This is a genomic window from Streptomyces sp. CB02980 (genome assembly GCF_014451325.2).
Classification (GTDB): domain Bacteria; phylum Actinomycetota; class Actinomycetes; order Streptomycetales; family Streptomycetaceae; genus Streptomyces.
The window spans coordinates 76,982-83,419 of record NZ_JACSCH020000029.1 but is presented as its reverse complement, the minus strand read 5'-3'; the positions used below and the strand labels follow the sequence as shown (position 1 = coordinate 83,419).

Sequence of the window (6,438 nt, the reverse complement as noted above, 5' to 3'; positions counted from 1 at the left end):
ACCACCCTCTACGGCCAAGTACCGGACGAGCGACAGCGCACGGCAAGGGCGTCGGACGGACACCTCCCGGAACTGCTCCCAGTGCTGGGAGGCTGACGGATGGTCACGAGCGGCGGATGGACCGTGCTGCTTCCCGTCAAGCCGTTCCCCCTCGCCAAGAGCCGACTGGCCGCCTGGGCCGGTGACAGCCGGACCGACTGGGCCCGCGCCTTCTTCCTCGACACGCTGCAGTCGGTCGCCCGTACACCGGAGGTCTCGCGGGTCGTCGTCGTGACCGCCGACCCGTCGGCCCGCGCCCTGGCCCGGGAGCGGGGTGCCGAGTGCGTCGAGGAGCTCTCCCCGCGGGGGCTGAACTCCGCCGTCCGGGCCGGCGCGGCCCGGGCCTCGGTCCGTGGCGCCCGTACGGTCGCCGTCCTCACGGCCGATCTGCCCGCGCTCCGCCCCGAGGAGCTCACCAGGGTCCTCGGCGCCGCGGCCGGTCACCGGCGGGCCTTCCTCACCGATCACACGGGAATCGGCACCACCGTCCTGACGGCCCGGGTCCCCACCCTCCTGACGCCGCGCTTCGAAGGGGCCTCGCGGCAGCGCCACGCGGCGAGCGGGGCGGTGGAACTGGACGTGGCGGAGGTTCCGGGGGCACGCCTGGACATCGACACACCGGACGATCTCGTGGCCGCCCGCGCCCTGGGCCTCGGGTCGCACTCGTGTGCGGTGGACGACCGCCGAAGAGGAGCGCTCTCGCTCAATGGGGACGTATAGGCTGCTTTGCAAGCATCCGTCCCTCGCGCGCCTCAGGAGAATCCTCGGTGACCGTCACGCTCGCCCAGCTCGAGACCGCCCCCCAGTCCGAGCACCAGGACCCCGCCGACGCTCCCCAGGGGGCAACCGTCCAGGACCACGCCACCGGCGCGGACGGCCGGGGCCTGGCGGAGGACGCCGACGCGGAGGCCCCGGAGCCGTCGGAGGCCCCCGGCGCCGGCGACCTCGACCCCGTCGTCGTCCGTGACGCCCTGGACTTCGGGGTCTACGCCCGCACCGGCGGCTGGACCTTCGCGCTCAAGGTGGCGCGCAGCGTCCGTCCCGGCGGGCAGGCCGCCGAGGGGACGGCCGCGACGAAGGTCTCGGCGAAGGCGTTCGCGGAGCTCGCGGGGTGCTCGCCGGAGCGGGTCATGCGCTACTACAAGGCCTGGGACATGGCGGCCGACGACGGTCTCGTCCCGCAGTTCGAGGTGCTGGTTCCCGGCGAGGACATCGAGCTGCCCGACGCCGACGTCTGGCTGTCGTACTACACCTCGCGCAACAGCGCCTCGTCCGTGCGCGGCCAGGCGATCAGCGCGGCGGCCGAGGCGGAGGGCATCCGGCCGACGAAGGCCCTGGAGGTCGCCGAGAACCCGACGGCGCTGCGGGCCGCGATCCTCGCCGATCCGGGGACGGCGGAGGCGGCGCGCGGCGCGCTGCTCGACCGGATGAAGGAGGACCCGGCCCTGCAGACCGAGATGGCCCGCGCCATCGCCCGTACCGACGATCTGAAGAAGGCCGTGGCGAGCGAGGCGAAGGCGGCCGACCGCATCGGGTACGTGCGCCAGATCGTCGAGAACGGCCAGATCAAGACGCCGGCCGGGCAGACCGTGGAAGCTCCGGCCGAGCTGCGGGCCGAGGCCGAGCGGCACCTGTCGCTCCTCGACGAGCTCGACGACTCCGAGGAGGCGGGCGAGTGGGCCGGTGAGGCGTACGACACCGTCAAGGGCCTGGTCGCGAAGGCGGTCGAGGAGGACCCGGCGCTGCGGGTCCAGGAGCGGCGGACGAAGTTCTACAGCAGTCTGCAGAAGGCGACGAAGGTCTTCGAGGAGCTGACCCTCGACGAGGTGCTGGAGGAGGAGATCTTCGAGGACGACATGCTCCAGCGCCTCGAAGCCCTCCAGGAGGCGATCAGCTCCTGCATCAGCACGCTGCGCAGGGCGACGACCGCCTCCTGATCCCCGGAGGGGGCCTCATCAGTCCTGGTGGCCGAGCTGGAGGTCGCGCTCGGTGCGGCCGCCGCCGGCCATCTGGAGGACGGTCGCGACGGGCGGGTAGCCGGCGGCGATGACGGTGTACTCGCCGGAGGACAGGTCCACGAAGCGGAAGGTGCCGTCGGGGCCGGTGGTGAGGGTGTCGACGACGTTGCCTGCGGCGTCGAGCAGGGTGATCCGGGCGTCCTCGACGGGGCGGCCGCCCCCTGCCCGTACGGTGCCGCGCAGCACCGCCCCGCCGGCGAGTTCGATGTCCTGGCGGGTCTCGCGGGAGGCCTGGACGCTGACGGGGAGTGCCGCGGGCCGGAAGGCGGGGGCACTGGCGGCGAGCGTGTACTCGCCGGCGACCAGTTCGGAGATGACGTACCCGCCCTCGCGTCCGCTGCGGGTCGAGGCGACGACCTCGCCGCGTACGTCGGTGAGGGTGACGGCCGCGTCCCGTACGGGCGTCCCGTCGGCGGTGACGACGCTGCCCGCGAGCCGGCCGGCGCCGCCGAGCACGACGTCGAGTTCGACGGGCCGGTCGCCGACGGTGACGGAGACGGCCTGGGGCTGGTGCCCGCCGGCCGCGGCGATGAGGACGTACGCGCCGTTGCCGGGGACGCTCAGCGCGTACCTCCCGTCCTCACCGCTTGCGCCCCGGCCGACCTGCCGGCCCTGGACGTCGATGAGGGTGAGGGCGGCCCGGGGGACGCGGCTGCCGTCGTGGTGCTGGACGGTGCCGCAGACGGGGAGTCCGGAGTGCGGGGCGGCGAAGGAGGCGGACGCGGGGGCCGCGTGCCGGGCGTGCGGGACGGCCTGGACGCTGCCGAACTCGTCGGCTCCGGTGGCCTCGGTGGTGGGGCTGTGGTGGGTCACCAGCGGTTTCTCCTTGAGGAAGAAGGCGAGGACGAGGCCGAGCACGAGGACCGGCACGAGGTAGAGGAAGATGCGCGGCATCGCGTCCGCGTACGCCTGGATGTAGGCGTCGCGCACGGCGGGCGGCAGGGTGTGCACCGTCTGCGGGGTGATGGACTCGGCGGGCGGCAGGGAGGTCGCGCCGCCGGCGAGGACACCGGTGAGCCGGTCGCCGAGGGCGTCGTCGAGCCGAGAGGCGAAGAGGGTGCCGAAGACGGCGGCGCCGACGCTGCCGCCGATCTGGCGGAAGTAGTTGTGGGCGCTGGTGGCGGTGCCGAGGTCGCTGGGGCGTACGGAGTTCTGTACGGCGAGGACGAGCACCGGCATGACGAGGCCGATGCCGGTGCCGAGGACGGCCTGCCAGAGGCTGTACTGGAGCCGTGGGGTGTCGGCGTCCAGGCGGGAGAGCAGCCACATGCCGAGGACGGAGAGGGCGCCGCCGAGCAGGGGGTAGATCTTGTAGTGGCCGGTGCGGCTGATGAGTTGGCCGGAGACGACGGAGGCGATGACGATGCCGCCCATGAGGGGCAGCATCAGGAGGCCGGACTCGGTGGCGGTGGCGCCCTCGACCATCTGCAGGAAGCTGGGGAGGTAGCTGGCGGCCCCGAAGAGCGCGATGCCGACGACGGCGCCGACGAGGGCGGTCACGGTGAAGACGGAGTCGCGGAACAGCCGGAGCGGGATGAGGGGTTCGGGTGCGAAGTGCTCGACGACCAGGAAGAGCAGGGTGGTTCCGGCGGCGCCGCAGGCGAGGGCGATGACGACGCGGGAGTCCCAGGCGTACTCGGTACCGCCCCAACTGGTGAGCAGGACCAGGCAGGTGGAGGCGGTGGCGAGGAGGAGGGCGCCGAGGACGTCGAAGCGGGCGCGTGCCGTGGGCTTGGGGAGTTTGAGGACGACGGCGACGACGGCGAGGGTGACGAGCCCGAAGGGCACGTTGAAGTAGAAGCACCAGCGCCAGGAGACGTGGTCGGTGAAGAAGCCGCCGAGCAGGGGTCCCGCGACGGATGCGAGGCCGAAGGCGGCGCCGATCAGGCCCATGTACCGGCCGCGTTCCCGGGCGGGGACGATGTCGGCGATGATCGCCTGGACGCCGATCATCAGGCCGCCGGCGCCGATGCCCTGGATGGCGCGGAAGGCGATGAGTTCGTCCATGCTGCGGGACCAGCCGGCGAGTCCCGAGCCGATGACGAAGACGACGATGGCGAAGAGGAAGACGCCCTTGCGGCCGAGGAGGTCGCCGAGCTTTCCGTAGATCGGCAGGCCGATGGTGGCGGTCAGCAGATAGGCGGTGATCGCCCAGGACATCCGGTCGAGACCCTGGAGTTCGCCGACGATCTTCGGCAGGGCGGTGGCGACGATCATCTGCTCGAGCGCGGCGAGGAGCAGCGCGAGCATCAGGCCGCAGAAGACGAGCCGGACGCGGCGGGGGTCGAGGTGGTCGGCCCGGGCGGGGTGGGGCGGTGGGGTGGGGTCGGTGGGCGGGCCGTCCGCGGCGAGCGGTCCCGCGCCCCCGGTGTCCGCCGGTACCTCTCCGTCCTCGGCGGATTTCACGATCGTGATCGCACCCACGTACCTGCTCCCCTCGTCACGGCGTCTGCGCCGCGCCATTCTTCGCATTGGGCACGAAGGGGGAGCAAGTCGGGCGGTACGGGAGGTCAGTGACGTCCGGAGTCGCGAACGGCCCTGCGGTACGGCGCACTTGGGTCGCTCATCAGCGCGTTTACGAGGGGGCCCGCGCCCCCGGCGCACAGGGGGCGCCGTTACGGGGGTGCGGGCGATCCACTCGAATCGGTGAACGCTCCGGGCGTTACTTCTCGACCTCGTCCGCCAGCTTGGCGAGAACGGCGTCGTAGATCCGGCCGAGGCCCTTGGGCGCGAAGGTGCGCTCGAAGAAGCCGCCGACGCCGCCGGCGCCGTCCCAGACGGTGGTGACGACGGCGCGGGACTTGCCCTCGCCTGCGGGGGTCACGAGCCAGGTGGTGACCATGGAGGAGTTGCGGTCCTTCTCGACGAGCTGCCCGTCGGTGGGCTCGGTGACCTCCAGGAGGCAGTCGCGGACGCGCTTGCTCGTGGCCTGCAGCTTCCAGTGGACGAGGGTGCCCTCGCCGTCGCCGCCCTCGCGCACCTCGTACTCGCTGAAGTGCTCGGGGAGCAGCTTCGCGCGCGTGCCGCTGTAGTCGGCCAGCGCGTCGAACACCTTCTCCGCGTCGGCGGCGATGATCCGTTCCGTGGTGGCCTCGACCTGCGCCATTGACTTCCTCCAGCTCGTGGTTCCTCAGGGGTGTGGGCCTAGAGAACCACGTGGGCTCCGGGGTGCGAAATCCGGGTTGCAACGATCAAGGGAACAGGTGTTCTATTCTTAGCGAACGGTCGACGCAGAGCCATCGAGGAGGCGCCCATGCGCTGGGACAATCTGGGCGACACCCCCGCCGCTCCCGCCGACATCGCCCTGTTCGGTACGGACGCGGTGACCACCCGGACCTTCGACACCCCCGAGTTCCGGGGCATCACCTTCCACGAGGTGCGGGCCCGCTCGATCCTCAACCGGGTGCCCGGCGCCTCCCGGATGCCGTTCGAGTGGACGGTCAACCCGTACCGGGGGTGCACGCACGCGTGTGTCTACTGCTTCGCCCGCAAGACCCACAGCTATCTCGACCTCGACACCGGGCTCGGCTTCGACTCCCAGATCGTCGTCAAGATCAACGCTCCGGAGCTCCTGGCCCGCCAGCTCGCCTCCGCCCGCTGGCAGGGCGCGCACATCGCGATGGGCACCAACGTCGACTGCTATCAGCGGGCGGAGGGCCGGTACGCCCTGATGCCGGGCATCCTCACCGCCCTGCGGGACCACGCCAACCCCTTCTCGATCCTCACCAAGGGCACGCTGATCCTGCGCGACCTGGAGCTGCTCACCCAGGCCGCCCGGGTCACCGAGGTCGGCATCTCCGTCTCCGTCGGCTTCACCGACCAGGAGCTGTGGCGCACCATCGAGCCCGGCACCCCCTCCCCGCAGCGCCGGCTCGACGTGGTCCGGACGCTCGGCGCGCACGGCATCGACTGCGGAGTCCTGATGGCTCCCGTGGTGCCCTTCCTCGGCGACCGGCCCGAGCAGCTGCGCGACACGGTCCGCGCGATCGCCGAGGCCGGGGCGAGTTCGGTCACCCCGCTCGTGCTGCATCTGCGGCCGGGCGCCCGCGAGTGGTTCATGCAGTGGCTGCGGCGCCACCACCCCGGCCTGGTGCGGCGGTACGAGCGGATGTACGCGGACGGGGCCTACGCGCCCACGTGGTACCAGCGCCGGATCACCCGTCAGGTGCACGAGCTGGCCGCCGAGTTCGGCATCGGCCCCGCACACCGGGGCACGACGCGCCGGACACCCGTACCGGAGGAACCGTCCCTCGCGGCCGCCCCCGAGCAGCTCACCCTCCTCTGAGCACGCTCCTCCGATCATCGGACCGGTCACCTGACACGCCGTCGGATCCGCCTCCGTTCGGGTCAACTCTCGGCGAAACAGGTCCTCTCCACTCCG

General features: G+C 72.2%; 5 protein-coding genes. 3 read left to right on the top strand and 2 right to left on the bottom strand.

Annotated features, from left to right (window positions below):
• The first annotated feature begins 99 nt into the window (after positions 1–99).
• Together cofC and E0F75_RS37880 are read left to right on the top strand one after the other, a co-directional pair.
• A complete protein-coding gene (gene cofC / locus E0F75_RS37885) occupies positions 100–759 on the top strand; it encodes a 2-phospho-L-lactate guanylyltransferase (protein ID WP_229315549.1) in 660 nt (219 codons plus the stop codon).
• Positions 760–923: 164 nt separating this feature from the next.
• The gene (locus E0F75_RS37880) at positions 924–1,976 is read left to right on the top strand and encodes a hypothetical protein (RefSeq protein ID WP_229315558.1); all 1,053 of its coding nucleotides are present in this window, start codon (positions 924–926) and stop codon (positions 1,974–1,976) included.
• 18 nt (positions 1,977–1,994) lie between these two features.
• Here the strand turns inward: E0F75_RS37880 and E0F75_RS37875 are convergent, their stop codons facing one another.
• Positions 1,995–4,481, bottom strand: a complete 2,487-nt coding sequence (locus E0F75_RS37875; protein WP_229315548.1) for an MFS transporter — start codon at positions 4,479–4,481, stop codon at positions 1,995–1,997.
• Positions 4,482–4,719: 238 nt separating this feature from the next.
• A complete protein-coding gene (locus E0F75_RS37870) occupies positions 4,720–5,163 on the bottom strand; it encodes an SRPBCC family protein (protein ID WP_229315547.1) in 444 nt (147 codons plus the stop codon).
• Positions 5,164–5,310: 147 nt separating this feature from the next.
• Here E0F75_RS37870 and E0F75_RS37865 point away from each other — a divergent pair, with 147 nt between their 5' ends.
• A complete protein-coding gene (locus tag E0F75_RS37865) occupies positions 5,311–6,342 on the top strand; it encodes an Rv2578c family radical SAM protein (protein ID WP_229315546.1) in 1,032 nt (343 codons plus the stop codon).
• Positions 6,343–6,438 lie beyond the last annotated feature (96 nt).

What these genes read in the sequence shown, in the direction of transcription:
- cofC (WP_229315549.1), top strand. Translation starts at nt 100, where the DNA reads ATGGTCACGAGCGGCGGATGGACCGTGCTGCTTCCCGTCAAGCCGTTC.
- E0F75_RS37870 (WP_229315547.1), bottom strand. Translation starts at nt 5,163, where the DNA reads ATGGCGCAGGTCGAGGCCACCACGGAACGGATCATCGCCGCCGACGCG.
- E0F75_RS37865 (WP_229315546.1), top strand. Translation starts at nt 5,311, where the DNA reads ATGCGCTGGGACAATCTGGGCGACACCCCCGCCGCTCCCGCCGACATC.